Genomic DNA, 15,947 nt, shown 5'->3' with positions numbered 1-15,947 from the left:
GTTGGGCGCAATCCTATGCGCGCGTTGAACTATGTGTCAATTTCGTGAATCGTCTGTATTTAGGCGAAAAACGTCTAAGCCACCGTCTCTGACGCCCGCGTTAAAGCCTGCGAACCCCTCCGAAATCCGCCGTAAACACATTAAGTAACATTTTACTTGAAGGCATGTTTGGGAATAGATAACGCGCGTAAATGCAAAGCATTACCATTCGCGCGCAATTTCCATCCCAACCTTTTTGGATACGCTCCTCCATGACTGCCTCTCGCCTGACGCCCATCACCCTTGGGCTTTCTTTTCTGCTGTCTGCCGGTTTCGCCTGCGCTGCCACGGTCCTGCCCGAAACCTCGGTGAGCGCCGAAGCCGATGAAGATGACCCACGCGTCAGGGACACCAACACCGCCACCCGCACCGCGACTTCAGTGCGATATGTGCCCCAGGCCATCGACGCGGTAAAGACCGAAAGCCTGCGCGCCTACGGCACCAATGACCTGGGCAAGGCGTTGAGCGGCATTCCCAACGTCAGCAGCGGTGCCGACACGCGCTTCGACAGCCTGCGCATCCGCGGTTTCGACGCGAGCAACGACTTCTACCTCGACGGCATCCGCGACGACAGCCAATACGTGCGCGACCTGCACAACATCGAGCGCATCGAGGTGCTCAAAGGCCCGGCCGCCGTGCTTTACGGGCGGGGCGGCCAGGGTGGCATCGTCAACCGCGTCAGCAAACTGCCCCAGGCCGGGCGCAAATCCAGCATTGAGGCACAGGGCGGCAGCGAGGATTTGCGCAGCCTGTACGCCGACCTCAGCACCGACCCGACCGACGACATCAGCCTGCGCCTGAACATGGGTAACCAGGACAACAACAGCTTCCGTGACGGCGTGAGCGGCAACCGCAAGCTGTTCGCGCCGTCCATGAGCTGGCAGCTCAGCCCCGACCTGAACTGGCTGGTGCAGTACGAATACAGCCGCTACGACCGCACGCCCGATCGCGGCATTCCGGGAGTCAACGGGCGCCCGGCCGATGTGAGCCGCGGCACCACCTACTTCGACAACCGCGACTACATCGACGATAAAACCCAGTCCCTGCGCTCCAAACTGGCGTATGAACTCAACGCCAACTGGCAACTGCGCCACACCCTCGGCGTGTTCAAGCTCGACAGCGACTTCGACAACACTTACCAGACCGGCGTTGACACAAAAACCAACAAGGTCACGCGCCAGCGCTGGCAGCAGGACCTGACCACCCGCAATGTTTTCAACAACCTCGAGCTGGAAGGCGGTTTCGACACCTTCGGCCTGGAACACCGCCTGCTCACCGGCCTTGAGCTGGGCAGCCAGCGCCGCGATCCGAAGTTGTACACCGCCACCGCCGTGAACCGTGGCGGCCAGGCCGTGCCGAGCGTGGACCTCAATAATCCTGATCGCCACTTGAGCCACACCGGGCGCATGAGCGCCTCGAGCAACAACCACACCGAAGTCGAGAGCCGCGCGCTGTATGTGCAGGACCAACTGCGCCTCAACGATCAATGGCAACTGCTGGCAGGCCTGCGCTACGACCACTTTGAAGTGGACACCACCAACAAACTGCTCAACACCCGCCAAGCCGTCGAAAGCCACAGCACGAGCCCGCGCGTCGGCCTGGTGTGGACGCCGCTGGAACACCATTCGTTTTATGCGTCGTGGAGCAAAACCTTCTCGCCGGCCGGCGGTGGCTTGATCGGCATCACCCCGAACGCCGCCGGCAGCGTGAATGACCTGAGCCCGGAGCTGACCCGGCAAAAGGAAATCGGCGTGAAAAGCGATTGGCTCGACGAGCGCCTGAGCACCACCCTCGCCGTGTACGAACTGGAACTCTACAACCGCCGCACCAGCGACCCGCTGGACCGCACCGTCACCCTGCTCACCGGCATGCAACGCTCACGCGGCGTGGAGCTGACCGCCACCGGCAAAGTCGTTGGCAACTGGTACGTACGCGGCGGCATCGGCCTGCAGGATGCCAAGGTCGAGAAGGACAATAACGGCTTTGAGGGCAAGCGCGTCAGCGACGTGGCCAAGCGCAATGGCAGCCTGTTCATCACCTGGAAACCGGAAATGGGCTGGTACGCGGAAACCGGTTTGACCCTGGTGGGCGACCGTTATGCCGACAACCTCAACACCGTGATGCTGCCGGGTTATGGCCGTTGGGATGCGTTGGCCGGGTTCCGCCACAAGGAATGGGACGTGCGCGCAGCGCTGAACAATATCGCCGACAAGCACTACTACGAATCGGCCACCAGTGCGGCACAGATCCAGCCGGGCGAACCACGTAACCTGGTCGTCACCGGCACCTACAGTTTCTAAACAAAACACCGACAATGTGGGAGCTGGCTTGCCTGCGATAGCGGAGTGTCAGCCAATGATTTCCAGCTGATACTCCGCTATCGCAGGCAAGCCAGCTCCCACATTTTTGATCCCGTTGTTTTTCAGCTGTGCATCAACTCACACAGCGCTTTCACTTCATCCTCCGTGAACAACCCCGCCGGGTAACGCTCACTCATCACGCTGCGCAGGTCAGCGCTGCGCACCTGTCGCGAGCCGTTTGCCTTCAACCACTGCGCCAGTGCCTGGATCGCATCACCGTTGACCCGCATCGGGTGGAACGTGCGCGTGTAGATCAGGTTGATATCGGCATTCATTTCAGCGCTCTCTCCTGCTGCGTGAGCGGCTAACTTACTCAAGGTTTGTGACAGAACTGCGCGGTTCTTACCGTGAGTCACTGTTGCATCAACGATACAAGAGCTATGCCAAAGTCCCGTGTTTACGGGCATTGGCGCACAAAAAAGCCCGCGACCTTGCTGGGCCGCGGGCTTGCTGTGAGCGCCCGACAAAAGGTGGCTTTACGCCATTACGCAGGCAGCTGTTACAACTGCACTCAGTTTTTGTGCGGGGCGGGTTGCTGTTGTGTCAGGCAATGAATATTGCCGCCACCCAGTAACAGTTCGCGGCCCGGCACCATCACCACTTCGTGCTGCGGGAACAGGTTCTGCAGGATCTTTTTGGCCTCGCCATCCAGTGGGTCGTCGAAGCTCGGCGCGATGATGCCGCCGTTGACGATCAGAAAGTTGACGTAGGAACCGGCCAACCGCACGGTCGGATTACGCTCCTGGGAGCCGTCGACCGGGTCAACGCCTGCGCACTCTTCTTCGGTGGCGTACAGCGGGCCTGGAATCGGCATTTTGTGCACCGTGAACGGGCGGCCTTTGGCGTCAGTGCTGCTTTGCAGCACGTCCAGGGCGGCGTGGCAGCGTGCGTAGTTCGGGTCTTGCGCGTCGTCGGTCCAGGCCAACAACACTTCGCCGGGGCGCACGTAGCAGCAGAAGTTATCCACATGGCCGTCGGTTTCGTCGTTGAACAGGCCGTCCGGCAGCCAGATGACTTTGTCCACCGCCAGGTGGTCGCCGAGGATGGCTTCGATGGCCGCGCGGTCCAGGTGCGGGTTGCGGTTGCGGTTCAGCAGGCATTCTTCAGTGGTGATCACCGTGCCTTCGCCGTCAACGTGGATCGAACCGCCCTCAAGCACAAAGCCTTCGGTGCGGTAACGCGGCGCGCGTTCGATCTCCAAAATCTTGCCGCCCACCTGCGAGTCGCGGTTCCACGGCGCGTACAGGCCGCCGTCAAAGCCGCCCCAGGCGTTGAAGTCCCAATTCACGCCGCGCACTTCGCCGCTGTCATTGATCACGAACGTCGGGCCAGTGTCACGCACCCAAGCGTCGTCGTTGGACATTTCCACCACGCGGATATTCGGCACGTCCAAACGCGCACGGGCGTTTTCGTACTGGCCGGCGGAAACCGCGACCGTCACCGGCTCAAAACGCGCAATGGCCTTGGCCACCGCCACGTGCGCAGCCTGTGCCGGCTTGCCGCCCAGGCGCCAGTTGTCGGGGCGCTCGGGCCAGATCATCCAGGTTTGGGTTTGCGGCGCCCATTCGGCGGGCATGTAAAAGCCATCGGCGCGGGGTGTGCTGTGCAGGGTGGTCATGGCAATCGGGGCTCCGAATGGGGTGAAAGCCGACTTTATAACGGATAAAAATCGGCTTTAAAAGCGAGAAAAGATCATGAATGACGAATGTTACAGACTTTAGTCGATAACAATCGATTAATCATAATTGCTCATCCAGCACCTTCGACAGCATGTCGACAAAGAAATCCACACTGCGTTTAGAGGTGACCATCGGCGGCTTGATCTTGAGGATGTTCAGATAATCACCGGTCGGCTGCATGAAAATACCCAGTTCGCGCAGCCGCTCGCACAGCAGCATGGTTTCTGCAGTGGCCGGTTCCAGAGTGTGCCGGTCGCGCACCAGCTCCAGGCCCAGATAAAAACCGGAGCCGTGAACAGCACCGACCAGCGGGTGGCGGTCAATCAGTGCCTCCAGCCGCGCCTTGAAATGCCCGCCCACGACCTGGGCGTTTTCCCACAGTTTTTCTTCCGCCATGACATCCAGCACGGCCATGCCGATCCGGCAACTGACCGGGCTGCCGCCGGACGACGAGAAGAAATACCCCTCAGCCTCCAGCGCTTCGGCGATTTCGCGCCGGGTAATCACCGCGCCGAGCGGCTGCCCGTTGCCCATGCCCTTGGCCATGGTGATGATGTCCGGAACCACGCCCTGCTCTTCAAACCCCCAGAAGAAATGCCCCATGCGGCCATAGCCCACCTGCACTTCATCGGCGATGCACACGCCGCCCCGAGCGCGCACCAACCCGTACACCTGCTGCAAATAACCCGGCGGCAGGGAAATACCGCCCGCGTTGCCATACACCGGCTCACAAATGAAACCGGCCAATTGGCGCCCGCTGGTGGCGATTTTCGCCAGGTTGTGCTCCACGCTTCTCACGTAATCCGGGGCGCTGTCCTGCCCACGAAATTCACCGCGATAGGTGTTCGGCGCCGTCACCGGGTGCACCCAATCCGGGCGACTGCTCAGCGCTTGCGGGTTGTCGGCAATCGAGGTGGACACCGCGTCCGCCGCCACCGACCAGCCGTGATAAGCCTCCAGCACGCTGAGCATGTCGCGCCCGCCGCTGTAGGCCCAGGCCAGGCGGATCGCCAGGTCATTGGCTTCGGTGCCGCTGTTGACCAGGAACACCCGGTCCATGCCCTCGGGCGCCAACGCCAGCAGGCGCTCGGAAAACTCCGCAATGGCCGCGTAGTGAAAGCGCGAGTTGGTATTGAGCAACGACCATTGCCGCGCCGCTACGGCCGCCATGCGCGGGTGGCCGTGGCCCAGCACCGCCACGTTGTTGAGCATGTCGAGGTAGGAACGGCCTTGCATGTCGATCAGGTGGTTGCGCCAGCCGCGCTCAATGCGCGGCGGGTCGGCGTAATAGTGCTTCTGTGAGCGGGCGAAACTGGCATCACGCCGCGCCAGCAAGGCTTCGGGGTCCAGCTCCGGCTCAGCATCACACGCCAGCCCCAGCAACTGCGCGGGCGACGGGCACAGCGCCTGCCAGGCGAGCGCGCTGGATGGCGTGCAGAACAGCGGCGGCTCAAGGTCGGCGCGGCAAAGCTGCACAGTCAGCGGCGCATGCACGTCGCCCACAACTTGCCCTTTCACCAGCACCGCGTCGGGTTTCAACGTGGTGTTTACGCCCCACAGCCGCACGCTCAAATCCGCGCCCTGCAACCACAAATGGCCATCGGCGCCGTAACGCAAGGTCCCGGCAAACGGGGCTTCCAGCACCGTGCCGTGGGGCAAATGCAATTCTACGTGGAGAGCAAAGGTCTCAGGTTCCACGGCACTGTCAGGGCGGGTGCGCGACAGGCGATATTGGCCGTACCGGCTGGCCGCCAGCCCGTGCACCGTCGCCGCTTCATCCAGCAGGCGCCGGTCGATACCCGGGTGCTCCCAATTGCCGGCGTCGAAATGCGGGCTGAGCACACCCAAATCGATCAGCGCAAACTCACGCCCCACCAGGCCAGGCAACAAAGGGGCGAAGTCCTGATCGGCCACCGGCGCCAGCGTTTCACCGACGCAGCGCAGAATCGCCGCGTCCATCAACTCAAACGGCACCGATGTCGCCACATGGAAAATTTCCCACTCGTGCTCGGCGTTTTTCAACAGGTAGGCGTTGCCCGGGTCCAGGCGTTGCTGCTGTTCACTGCTCAACACCAACACTGCCGCGCGGGCGACGATCAGCGGCCAGAGCGCCTGCAGCTCCTCGCGCAGCAATGGCGTGACCGCATGGCACGCCTGAATCGCCGGCAGGATGGCAAATGGGTCGCCTTCGGCATGGTGCAACAGCGCCGCGCAGGTCACCGAGAGATCAGCAATGCGCCAAGTGTGCACCAGGTCGCCGAAATCAATCACACCCTGCAGTTGCCAGCGGCGCTCGGCATCGCGTTGCCAAACCACGTTGTCGTCGGTGATGTCCATGTGCACCGCCTGCCACGGCAAGTGCTGCGCCAACGGCTGAATGCGCGCCTCGACCTGCCCGGCCACCTGTTCCAGCGCGGCGCGATGGGGCAGGTTTTCCAGGTTGGTCAGCAAGTGCTTGATCAGCGCTTGGGCGTGGCGCGGGTCCCATTGCAGGGTGCGGTCGAGGCCCGGGTGCCGGAAATTCGCCAGCGCACCGCTCATCCGCCCGCAAAGCTCGCCAAAACCTGCGATCACATCGCGGCCCAGATGCGGCACGTGGGTCAGGGGCTGGCCGTCGATATAGTCCAGCAGCCGCAGGTGCAGGGTTTGCCCGTCCACCGTCACGGTCAGCAGTTCTTCACCCGTTTGAGCGGGGATGACCTTGGGCACGCGCACCTTGTCGCGCAGGTCATGCAGCGCGGCGTGCTGAGCCTGCAGTTCAACGGCGGCGTAATCACCCCGGCAGATTTTCAGCACAAACCGGCCATGTTCGGTGTCGATGCGGTAATTGAGGTCCTGCTGGCTGCCCAGCGACTGCAAACTTCCGGTAAGCCCGTAATGTTGCTGCAGCAATTGAGCCGCCTGATCAGGGCCCACTTGCGGGCAAGGCAGACTGGCACGATGGATCAGCGTGGCGAGCAACATTGTGGCGACCTCGGTGTTTTTTTCAGGGGTGTATCTCGCCATTGTTCCGGGCCGTTAATCAACCCCCCACGCTTGCGGCACTTGCACCCGTCCGGTTCACAACTCAAGCTATGCCCCTTTCGCTCAATGTCCGTCTAAGGAAAAGGCTCTCGACATGCGCATTCTCATCACCGGCGGTGCCGGTTTCATCGGCTCCGCCCTGGTTCGCCACCTGATTCAACACACCGAGCACGAGGTGCTCAACCTCGACAAACTCACCTACGCCGGCAACCTGGAATCGCTGACCAGCATCGCATCCAACAGCCGCTACGAGTTCGTCCAGGCCGATATCATCGACCAGGCCACCGTCAGCGCCGTGCTGGCACGCTTTGAGCCTGATGCGATCATGCACCTGGCAGCCGAGTCCCATGTCGACCGCTCCATCGACGGCCCGTCGGATTTTATCCAGACCAACATCGTCGGCACCTACAGCCTGCTGGAAGCCACCCGCGCTTACTGGCAAACGCTGGCGGAACCGGCCAAAAGCGCGTTCCGTTTCCATCACATCTCCACGGATGAGGTGTACGGCGACTTGCACGGCGTGGACGACCTGTTCACCGAAACCACGCCCTACGCGCCAAGCTCGCCATATTCGGCCAGTAAAGCGGCCTCCGACCACTTGGTTCGCGCCTGGCAGCGCACTTACGGCCTGCCGGTGCTGCTGACCAACTGCTCGAACAACTACGGGCCGTTCCACTTCCCGGAAAAACTGATCCCGCTGGTTATCCTCAATGCGCTCGCGGGCAAGCCACTGCCGGTCTACGGTGACGGTTTGCAGGTACGTGACTGGCTGTTCGTCGAAGATCACGCCCGCGCCCTGTTCAAGGTCGTGACCGAAGGCGAGGTCGGCGAGACCTACAACATCGGCGGCCACAACGAACAGAAGAACATCGACGTGGTGCGCGGGATTTGCGCCCTGCTCGAAGAACTGGCGCCGCAACGCCCGGCCGGCGTGGAAAAATTCACCGACCTGATCACCTTCGTCAAAGACCGCCCGGGCCACGACCAGCGCTATGCAATCGATGCCGGCAAAATCGAACGCGAACTGGGCTGGGTGCCGGAAGAAACCTTCGAAACCGGCCTGCGCAAGACCGTGCAGTGGTACCTCGACAACCTGGAGTGGTGCCGCCGCGTGCAGGACGGCAGTTATCAGGGCGAACGCCTGGGCAACACCGAACCCAAAGACCTGCTCGCATAACCAAGGCAACCCGCCCCGCAGCTAGGCATAATGCGCCTGTACCCACAGGCGCATGACTCCCATGACTCCATCCCTCCCGCGCAGACCCCGCTGGCGCAGCCTCGCCCTCCTGGCATTGTGCCTGGCCCCGCTGCTGTGGCCGCTGGAGCATCTGGCCGAGCGCTATTACCGCAGCGAACTGGCCGGGCAGAACCGCCAGACCCTCGACCTGTACGTGGCCAACCTGCTGGGCACCCTGCACCGCTATGAAGTGCTGCCCCAGATCCTCGGCGACCTGCCCGCCCTGCGCACGGCGCTGGACGCGCCGCACGTGAGCACCAACCTGACCAACGCCAACCTGCTGCTCAAGGATGTCGCCGCCCAGGCCGGGGTGGAAGTGATGTACCTGATGGACACCACCGGCAAGACCCTCGCCGCGTCGAACTGGGACAAGCAAGACAGTTTTGTGGACCGCAACTTCTCGTTCCGCCCCTATTTCAGCGAAGCCATGGCCGGGCGCCTCGGGCGGTTTTTCGGCCTGGGGACCACCTCGGCCAAACGCGGCTACTTTTTTGCTGCCGCCGTGCGCGAAGGCAAGAAAATCATTGGTGTGCTGGTGGTCAAGGTCGACCTGGATCACACCGAAAGCCTGTGGGGCAACACCCCCGAGCAACTGCTGGTGACCGATCACAACGGCGTGGTGATCCTGACTTCACGCCCGCAATGGCGCTTCCGCGCGACCCGGCCGCTGACCGCTGAAGAGCGCCAGGCCATCATCGCAATCCAGCCCTACCCAACCCGCGACCCGCAACCGCTGGCCCTGAGTTCCACCGCCTGGTTGCGCCAATCCACCGCCATTGCCGAAACCGGCTGGACGGTGGAGATTCTGGCGCCGCGTTCGCTGATCAGCCGCCCGGTGCGCACGGTGGTCGCCGTCGGCGGCGCCACCTTGCTGGTGTTGATGCTGTTGCTGGGCTTGATGATGCAGCGCCGTCGCCACTACCTGGAACGCATCGCCTTCGAAGCCAAGGCGCGCCGCGAGCTGGAGGCCCGCGTAGTCGAACGGACCAGCGACCTGGAAGGCCTCAACCGGCGCCTGAAACAGGAAGTGCTGGAGCGCGAACACGCCCAGCAGGAACTGGTGCGCGCTCAGGATGACCTGGTGCAGGCGGGCAAGCTGTCGGCGCTGGGCACCATGTCGGCGAGCATCAGCCACGAACTCAACCAGCCGCTGGCGGCGATTCGCAGCTACGCGGAAAACGCCGAAATCCTCCTCGACCACGAGCGCACCAATGATGCACGCGGCAACCTCAAGCTGATCAGCGAGTTGACCGGGCGCATGGCCTCGATCATCGCCCACCTGCGCGCCTTTGCCCGCCGTGACCGCCACGCGCCGGAGAGCGTGGCGCTGCAACCGGCGCTGGACGATGCGCTGGCACTGCTGGCCAAGCGGCGGCGCTCGATGGAAGTCGAGCTGATCCGCGACTTGCCGGAAGCCACACTGTGGGTGCAAGCCGGCGAAACCCGCCTGCGCCAGGTCCTCGGCAACCTGCTGGCCAACGCCCTCGACGCCCTCACCGAAAAAGGCCCGCCGCGCAAACTCTGGCTGAGTGCCCAAACCACCGAACAGGGCGTCAACCTGTACATTCGCGACAACGGCCCGGGCTTTTGCATGGAAGCCCTGGGCCGCGCCAGCGAGCCGTTCTACACCACCAAGACGCGTACTCAGGGGTTGGGGCTGGGCCTGGCCATCTGCGACACGCTCATGCGCGCGTTCGGCGGCGAACTGCTGTTTGCCAACCACAAGGAAGGCGGCGCGCTGTTAACCTTGAAACTGCGTGCCGGCTCGCCGGGCGTCAGTCTGCAACCGTCCGAGGACCGCAGTGTATGAGTATCGATAACGGGATTCAGGTGGTGTTGATCGACGACGATCCACACCTGCGTCAGGCGCTGTGCCAGACCCTGGACCTGGCCGGGCTGAAAGTCCTGACCCTGGGCGAAGCCACCGGCCTCACCGCGCGCCTGTCACGGGACTGGCCGGGCGTGGTGGTCAGCGACATCCGCATGCCCGGCATGGACGGCCTGGAACTGCTCGCCGAACTGCATGGCCAGGACCCGGAACTGCCGGTGCTGCTGATCACCGGCCACGGCGACGTGCCATTGGCCGTGCAGGCCATGCGCGCCGGCGCCTATGACTTCCTCGAAAAACCCTTCGCCAGCGACGCCTTGCTCGACAGCGTGCGCCGCGCCCTGGCCCTGCGCCGCCTGGTGCTGGACAACCGCAGCCTGCGCCTGGCCCTCAGCGACCGTCAGCAATTGAGCACGCGCCTGGTGGGCCATTCGCCGCAAATGCTGCGCCTGCGCGAGCAGATCGGCGCGCTGGCCGCGACCAAGGCTGACGTGCTAATCCTGGGCGAAACCGGCGCCGGTAAAGAAGTGGTTGCCCGCGCGCTGCACGATTTGTCGAGCCGGCGCAGCGGGCCGTTTGTGGCGATCAACGCCGGTGCCCTGGCCGAATCGGTGGTGGAAAGCGAACTGTTCGGCCACGAACCCGGCGCGTTTACCGGCGCGCAGAAACGCCGCATCGGCAAGTTCGAATTCGCCAACGGCGGCACGCTGTTTCTGGATGAAATCGAAAGCATGAGCCTGGACGTGCAGGTGAAATTGCTGCGCCTGTTGCAGGAGCGGGTGGTGGAGCGTCTGGGCGGTAATCAGCTGATCCCGCTGGATATCCGCATCATTGCGGCCACCAAGGAAGACTTGCGCCAGTCCGCCGACCAGGGCCGCTTCCGGGCCGACTTGTACTACCGCCTCAACGTCGCGCCACTGCGCATTCCGCCGCTGCGCGAGCGCGGTGAAGATGCGTTGATGCTGTTCCAGCACTTTGCCGACGAAGCCAGCAGCCGCCACGGCCTGCCGCTGCATGAACTGCAACCGGGCCAGCGCGCACTGTTGCTGCGCCATAGCTGGCCGGGCAACGTGCGTGAGCTGCAAAACGCCGCCGAACGTTTCGCCCTCGGGCTGGAACTGGCACTGGACAACTCGCCGGACAACCCGGCTGCGGGCGTACTGACGTCCACTTCCGGGGGGTTGAGTGATCAGGTCGAGCAGTTCGAAAAAAGCCTGATCGCCGCCGAGCTGACCCGCCCCCACAGCTCGGTGCGCAGCCTTGCCGAAGCCTTGGGCATACCGCGCAAAACCCTGCACGACAAACTGCGCAAGCACGGCCTGAACTTTGCCGACAGCGCCAGCCACAGTGCCGACGACGAATGACCCCGCCCACCCGCCAAGAGGCCCCCATGAACCGCGACAGCCGTTACCTGGAATCCATCCTCCACCACGACATTCCCCTTACCCGGGAAATGGGTCTCAGCGTGCTCGACTGGCAACACGCGCAATTGCAACTGCACCTGCCCCTTCAGGCCAATATCAACCACAAAAGCACCATGTTTGGCGGCAGCCTCTATTGCGGCGCGGTGCTGGCCGGCTGGGGCTGGTTGCATTTGCAGTTACGCGAGGAAGGCATCGAAGACGGTCATATCGTGATTCAGGAGGGGCAGATCAGTTATCCGCTGCCGGTCACCCGGGATGCGACCGCGATCTGCGCGGCCCCGGAAGACAAGGTGTGGAAGCGGTTTGTGGCAACCTACAAGCGCTATGGCCGGGCACGGTTGACGCTGGAAACCTGGGTTGTGAACAAAGACAGTGAAGACCGCGCGGTGACTTTCACCGGCCAATACGTCCTGCACCGCTAAACGCCACACCCCCGAAACAACTGTGGGAGCTGGCTTGCCTGCGATATCGCTAGTGAATTCACCACCGCTACGCAGGCAAGCCAGCTCCCACATTGATCTACGCTCGGCTTATGACCGGGCTAGCGTCAACAACCGCTCACGCCATGCCGCCTTCGCCGGCAGCGCCAAAAAGAACGGGTTCAACAACGAGGCGCGCGCCGGGTAGCTGAACCGCTCGCCGCTCAATTCCAGCACCTCGCCACCGGCGCCTTCCAGCACGCCCTGGGCTGCCGCGGTGTCCCACTGCGACGTCGGTGCCAGGCGCGGGTAGCAATCAGCACTGCCTTCGGCCAGCAGGCAGAATTTCAGCGAGCTGCCGATGTTCGCGAGTTTCAACTCACCCAGGCCTTCACTCAAACCATCGAGCAAACGCTCCTGCTCAGGGCTGGAATGCCGGCGGCTGGCAACCACGGTAAACGCCTCACCCGCGGCCGGCCTCTGGCGCACCTGAATCTGCTTGGGCGCTGACTTCACGTCCGAACGCCACGCGCCCAGGCCTGCGCCGCCAAAGTAGCAACGCCCGCTGGTCGGCATCGACACCACGCCAAACACCACGCGCCCGTTTTCAATCAGGGCAATGTTGACGGTGAACTCCTCACTGCCGGAAATGAATTCCTTGGTGCCATCCAGCGGGTCAACCAGCCACCAGCGCTGCCAGCCGGCGCGTACGCTCTGGTCGATATTGGCGTCTTCTTCGGACAGCACGGGAATGCTCGGGTCGAGTGCAGTGAGCCCGGCCAGGATCAAATGGTGCGCGGCCAGGTCGGCGGCGGTAACAGGTGAATCATCGGATTTGGATGTGACGGCCACATCGGCCCGCCAGTACGGCAGGATCACTTCGCCAGCCTGGCGCGCCAGTTCGATTACGGGGGCAATGAAAGGGTGGCCTAAAAACAATTCGCTCATGCGACAAACGCTCCACGCTGGATCAACAGGTCTCGTACCAGGTACAGCGCGGCCAATGCACGGCCCTCGCTGAACTGCTCATTTTGCGCCAGTTGCGACAGCTCGCGCAGGTTCACCCTGTCTACACGCATCGGCTCGGGTTCATCGCCTTCAAGGCGTTCTTCATACAGATCGGTGGCCAACACCACCTGGATTTTCTGGCTCATATAACCGGGCGACAACGAAAGCTCGGTGATGTGCTCCAGTTGGTGCGCACCATAGCCGGCTTCCTCCTTGAGTTCACGGTCTGCCGCCGCCAGCACATCCTCACCGGGCTCGATCAGCCCCTTGGGTAAGGAAAGCTCATATTCGTCAGTCCCGCCACAGTACTCTTCGACCAGCAATGCGTGGTCGGCGTCGATCATCGCCACGATCATCACCGCACCATAACCGGCACCGCGGCCCACCAGGCGTTCGTAGGTTCGCTCAACGCCGTTGGAAAAGCGCAATTGCACTTCCTCCACGCGGAACAAACGGCTACTGGCGACTATTTCGCGGGCGAGGACGGTGGGTTTCTGGCGCATAAGCGGCTCCTTGGCGTGATCGGGTTACTATACCGTGGCTTTTCCGATTGTCTGTGTCGGATATCTTTACTTACATGAGAACGCCCCATGCCCTCTCTGCCCTGGCACGCCATCGACACCGTCCTGCTGGACATGGACGGCACCCTGCTTGACCTGCACTTCGACAACCACTTCTGGATGGAGCACCTGCCGCAGCGTTATGCCGAACTGCACGGCGTCAGCCGCGCCATGGCCGAGATGGAGTTGCAGCCTCTGTTCGAGCGTAACGCCGGACAGTTGCAATGGTATTGCCTGGATTTCTGGAGCACCGAGTTGAAGATTCCGGTGCGCGAACTCAAGCTGGAAACCGCCCACCTGATCGCCTTGCGCCCGGACGCCGATACCTTTCTCGCGGCAATCAAAAAGGCCGGCAAGCGCGTGATCATGATCACCAACGCTCATCGTGACGCGCTGTCCTTAAAGCTGGAACGCATCGAGCTGGCTCCGTATTTCGAGCGGTTGATCAGTTCCCACGATTACGGTTTCCCCAAGGAAAGCCCGCACTTTTGGGACGCCCTGCAAGCGGACCTGCACTTCGACCCGGCGTGCAGTTTGTTTATCGACGACACCTTGCCGATTCTGCGCAGCGCGAGGGAATTTGGTGTGGGGCATTTGTTGGCAGTGAAGGAACCGGACAGCAAGAAAGGGCCAAAGGACACGGGCGAGTTTGCGGCAGTGGATGACTACCGCGAGCTTATTCTCGGACTCTAAACCGATGTGAACACAAGCCAATGTGGGAGTCGGGCTTGCCCGCGATGCAGGCACCTCGATTCATCAAATAAAACGAGGTGATGCTATCGCAGGCAAGCCAGCTCCCACACAAGCCAACTCACACCTGCTTAAAGGTGAATTACTCGGGAATACGCAACGTCTGCCCTGGGTAAATCTTGTCGGGATGCGACAACAGCGGCTTGTTGGCCTCAAAAATCTTGTTGTACTGGTTGGCGTTGCCATACACCGCCAGGGAAATTGCACTGAGGGTGTCGCCCTTTTTCACCACGACGAATCGGGCAGCGGTCACAGCAGGCCCGGATACGGTGATCTTGTCTTCCACACTGCCGACACCTGCAATGTTACCGGCCGCCAAAATGACTTTTTCCTTCTCTTCCTGAGTCGCCACTTCACCGGTCAGGATAACTTTGTCGCCCTCCACGGTTGCCTGCACATTGGGGTTACCCAGACCGACCTTGGAGATGTGGTCCTTCAACTGCTCACCCGCGTTCGCATTGCCCGGCGTCAGCAAATCGATCAGCTTTTCGCCAGCTTCCTTCACAAAACTAAATAGACTCATAGTGCGCTCTCCTTGGGGTTTGGTTTCCAGATACCCAAGACTAGACCAGTCCTGCCGAACCGGGTTCCAGCCCGACCAAAGACTCAAACGCGCTAGAATCCTGCGCCATTGGAATAAGCCCGGAGCGAAGATGGACATCAAACAGCTGAAATTCCTCATCGCCCTCGACGAAACCCGTCACTTCGGCCAGGCGGCGGCGCGTTGCCACATCACCCAGCCCACGCTGTCGATGCGCCTGCGCAACCTTGAAGAGGAGCTGGATTTGCCGCTGGTCAATCGAGGTCAGCGCTTCGAAGGATTTACCGCGCCGGGCGAACGGGTGTTGGCCTGGGCGCGCACCGTGCTCGCGGCCTATGACGGCTTGCAGGCCGAAGCGGCGGCCTGTCGCGGCAATTTGGTCGGCACCTTGCGACTTGGCGTGGTGCCGCTGTCGAGCTTCGACCCGCTGGCCTTGATGCAGCAACTGCATAAAGAGCACCCAAGCCTGCGCTTTGAGCTGTCGGCACTCAGCTCGGAGCAAATCCTCGAACAACTGGCGAGCAACCGTCTGGATCTGGGTGTGTCCTACCTGGAGCGGCTGGACAACGAAAGGTTTGACTCGCTGGCCCTCGGCGAAACCCGCATGGGCCTGCTGTACGACCAGCGGTATTTCAGCTTCGGTGACAAACCGTTGAGCTGGGAAGCGCTGATCGAACTGCCGCTGGGCATGCTCACCAGCGGCATGCACTTTCGCCAATCCATCGACCACAACTTCCACAGCCGCGGGCTCAACCCGCAACCGTTGCTGCAAACCGACGCGGTGCATCAATTGTTACAAGCCGTGCATGGCGGCCTGTGCTGCGCGGTAATGCCGCTGGACGGCGGCCTGGATGCACTGACCGAGCATTTGCGCCTGCAACCGATCGAAGAAGCCCACACGCTCGCGCGCCTGGGGCTGATCATGCGTCGCAGCGCGCCGCGCTCGGCACTGGCGGAAGCCTGTTTTGCGCTGTTTCAAAAATCGCAGCAAGACGCTTGATCGACGCCATCTATCGGTAGATCAGTACTGGCAATTAGACGCGACCCTTTGTCGCGCCTAGTCTAAACACTGATCAAT

General features: G+C 62.1%; 13 protein-coding genes. 7 read left to right on the top strand and 6 right to left on the bottom strand.

The features are described from left to right. The first annotated feature begins 251 nt into the window (after nt 1-251). Nucleotides 252-2,339, top strand: coding sequence for a TonB-dependent receptor (locus ATI14_RS08245; RefSeq protein ID WP_016972215.1), 2,088 nt, complete (start codon nt 252-254; stop codon nt 2,337-2,339). Nucleotides 2,340-2,461: 122 nt separating this feature from the next. Here ATI14_RS08245 and ATI14_RS08240 read toward each other — a convergent pair whose 3' ends face one another. The 3 genes from ATI14_RS08240 to ATI14_RS08230 form a co-directional block, all read right to left on the bottom strand. Then, nucleotides 2,462-2,674 carry a hypothetical protein gene (locus ATI14_RS08240; RefSeq protein WP_026083212.1) on the bottom strand — a complete coding sequence of 71 codons (213 nt, stop codon included), beginning with the start codon at nt 2,672-2,674 and terminating at the stop codon, nt 2,462-2,464. Between the two features lie 236 nt (nt 2,675-2,910). Beyond that, nucleotides 2,911-4,017 carry an agmatine deiminase gene (gene aguA, locus ATI14_RS08235; RefSeq protein ID WP_016972213.1) on the bottom strand — a complete coding sequence of 369 codons (1,107 nt, stop codon included), beginning with the start codon at nt 4,015-4,017 and terminating at the stop codon, nt 2,911-2,913. Between the two features lie 121 nt (nt 4,018-4,138). Continuing rightward, nucleotides 4,139-7,042 (bottom strand): aminotransferase, encoded by a 2,904-nt coding sequence (locus tag ATI14_RS08230; RefSeq protein ID WP_016972212.1) that lies wholly within the window; start codon nt 7,040-7,042, stop codon nt 4,139-4,141. A gap of 154 nt (nt 7,043-7,196) precedes the next feature. Between ATI14_RS08230 and rfbB the strand changes: the two genes are divergently transcribed. From rfbB to ATI14_RS08210, 4 genes are all read left to right on the top strand, one after another. After that, a complete protein-coding gene (gene rfbB, locus ATI14_RS08225) occupies nt 7,197-8,279 on the top strand; it encodes a dTDP-glucose 4,6-dehydratase (RefSeq protein ID WP_016972211.1) in 1,083 nt (360 codons plus the stop codon). A 61-nt stretch (nt 8,280-8,340) separates the two neighbouring features. After that, nucleotides 8,341-10,149, top strand: a complete 1,809-nt coding sequence (locus ATI14_RS08220; RefSeq protein WP_016972210.1) for a sensor histidine kinase — start codon at nt 8,341-8,343, stop codon at nt 10,147-10,149. After that, nucleotides 10,146-11,531 carry a sigma-54-dependent transcriptional regulator gene (locus ATI14_RS08215; protein ID WP_016972209.1) on the top strand — a complete coding sequence of 462 codons (1,386 nt, stop codon included), beginning with the start codon at nt 10,146-10,148 and terminating at the stop codon, nt 11,529-11,531. The genes ATI14_RS08220 and ATI14_RS08215 overlap by 4 nt, the downstream gene beginning before the upstream one ends. Before the next feature lie 26 nt (nt 11,532-11,557). Beyond that, nucleotides 11,558-12,013 (top strand): thioesterase domain-containing protein, encoded by a 456-nt coding sequence (locus ATI14_RS08210; protein WP_016972208.1) that lies wholly within the window; start codon nt 11,558-11,560, stop codon nt 12,011-12,013. Between the two features lie 108 nt (nt 12,014-12,121). Here the strand turns inward: ATI14_RS08210 and cysQ are convergent, their stop codons facing one another. Continuing rightward, nucleotides 12,122-12,958 (bottom strand): 3'(2'),5'-bisphosphate nucleotidase CysQ, encoded by an 837-nt coding sequence (gene cysQ / locus ATI14_RS08205; RefSeq protein ID WP_016972207.1) that lies wholly within the window; start codon nt 12,956-12,958, stop codon nt 12,122-12,124. Next, nucleotides 12,955-13,521 carry an ADP compounds hydrolase NudE gene (nudE, locus tag ATI14_RS08200; RefSeq protein WP_016972206.1) on the bottom strand — a complete coding sequence of 189 codons (567 nt, stop codon included), beginning with the start codon at nt 13,519-13,521 and terminating at the stop codon, nt 12,955-12,957. Before nudE ends, cysQ begins: the two co-directional genes overlap by 4 nt. A gap of 87 nt (nt 13,522-13,608) precedes the next feature. Here nudE and yrfG point away from each other — a divergent pair, with 87 nt between their 5' ends. Further along, nucleotides 13,609-14,271: a GMP/IMP nucleotidase gene (gene yrfG / locus ATI14_RS08195; protein ID WP_080520398.1), complete on the top strand. Its 663-nt coding sequence runs from the start codon at nt 13,609-13,611 to the stop codon at nt 14,269-14,271. Between the two features lie 139 nt (nt 14,272-14,410). On the opposite strand, the gene lysM is transcribed toward yrfG, so the two are convergent. Then, entirely contained in the window at nt 14,411-14,851 is a 441-nt protein-coding gene (lysM, locus tag ATI14_RS08190; RefSeq protein ID WP_016972204.1) for a peptidoglycan-binding protein LysM, read from the bottom strand. 130 nt (nt 14,852-14,981) lie between these two features. Between lysM and ATI14_RS08185 the strand changes: the two genes are divergently transcribed. Then, nucleotides 14,982-15,869 (top strand): LysR family transcriptional regulator, encoded by an 888-nt coding sequence (locus tag ATI14_RS08185; protein WP_016972203.1) that lies wholly within the window; start codon nt 14,982-14,984, stop codon nt 15,867-15,869. The last annotated feature ends 78 nt before the right edge of the window (nt 15,870-15,947 follow it).

Source organism: Pseudomonas tolaasii NCPPB 2192, assembly GCF_002813445.1.
Classification (GTDB): domain Bacteria; phylum Pseudomonadota; class Gammaproteobacteria; order Pseudomonadales; family Pseudomonadaceae; genus Aquipseudomonas; species Aquipseudomonas tolaasii.
This window is presented reverse-complemented; position numbering and strand designations above follow the sequence as displayed.